The following is a 1,426-nucleotide window of genomic DNA, read 5'->3' on the forward strand; positions in this document are numbered from 1 at the left end:
CATGGCCGGCCGGATCGCGGCGGCACGCTGCGACGCGGCCGACGCGGAGGGCTTGCTGGAGGCCGCGCGCCTTCTGTTCGGCCGGCCGCGGCTGGTCTTCCTGGTCTCCGATTTCCGCTGGCCGCAGGCCCTGATCGAGCGGGTCTTCGCGGCGCTCGCGCTCCACGACACGGTCCCGGTGCTGCTCGCCGACAGCGCCGAGAATGTGGGCTTGCCGGATTGGGGGCTCGCCGAACTAGACGACCTCGAAGGCGCCGGCCGCCGCCTCGTGTTCCTGCGCCCGGCCCTGAAGCGACGCTGGATCGCCCGCGAGCAGGACCGGCGCGAGGCCCTGCGCAGAACCGCCGCGGCGTCCTCGGCGCGGGCGCCGTTCCACCTGGTCGACCGCTTCGACGCGCAGGCGCTGACCCGCCATCTGCTGGCCACCTGAGATGGTTGGCGTTTCCAGCGAAGGTGGTGGTTTCAAAAGGTCCGAGACCTTTTGCGGGTGCAGGGCGGAGCCCTGCGATCGGGCGAAGCCCGAGGCATCAGGGCTCCGCCCCGATACCCCGCCGAAGGGCTTCGCCCTTCGGAAACCCATGATTGCGGCCTGCTGCGCGCTGCTGCTGCAGGCCGGTGCGGCCGTGGCGCAGGTGCGCTCCGTCGAGGTGCGGGTGCCGCGCGCCTTCGGGTATTTCGTGGGCGACCTCGTCCGGGCCCAGGCCGACATCGCGGTGGATCCCGGCTTCACGCTGCAGCGCGCCTCCCTGCCGGCGCCGGGACCCCTGACCTACTGGCTGGACCTGCGCGACATCACCGTCGAGGAGAGCCCCGGCCGGGTCCGGCTGCATCTTACCTACCAGACCTTCTATGCCGCGCTGGATGCCCGCCAGGTCGCGATCCCGGGTTTTTCCGTCTCCCTGGAGAGCGCGGCCGCGGGCGGCACGACCTCGGCCAAGGCCGAGATCCCCGGCTGGTCGCTCGGGGTCTCGCCTCTGCGGGAGGTCCAGCCGGAGAAGCACGACGACCCGGCCGAGTATCTGCGGCCGGACGGGCGCGTCCCCCGGCTCGATCCGCTTCCGGACCTGTGGGCCGCCCTCGCGGCCCTCGGGACAGCCGTGCTGGCGCTCGCCGCGCTCGGGTACGATCGGGGCTGGTTCGCCCGGCCCGGACGTCCCTTCGCAAAGGCCGCCCGCGGGTTGCGCCGGTTGGGCCGCGAGGGCGCGGACGGTTATCGCGAGGCCCTGCGCCTGATCCATCGCGGCCTCGACGAGACCGACGGGCGCCGTGTGCTGGCCGACGATCTCCCGGCCTTCCTCGACCGGCATCCGGCCTTCCGCCGGGAGGAGCCCGCGCTGGCCCGCTTCTTCGACGCCTCCCGCCGGGCCTTCTTCGGCCGCGAACTCGAGGCGGCCCGGGCGCACCTGCCCTGGGCCGAGGTCGAGGC

Annotated in this window: 1 protein-coding gene and 1 pseudogene; both read left to right on the forward strand. The window is 73.6% G+C overall.

The features are described 5' to 3' along the window. Positions 1–430, forward strand: a pseudogene (locus FV228_RS29700) (MxaS protein); the annotation flags it as partial. A gap of 148 nt (positions 431–578) precedes the next feature. After that, positions 579–1,426: nonribosomal peptide synthetase MxaA (locus FV228_RS29705; protein WP_147857724.1), on the forward strand; the 848-nt coding region annotated here is incomplete at its 3' end.

This window comes from Methylobacterium sp. WL18 (genome assembly GCF_008040015.1).
GTDB lineage: Bacteria > Pseudomonadota > Alphaproteobacteria > Rhizobiales > Beijerinckiaceae > Methylobacterium > Methylobacterium mesophilicum.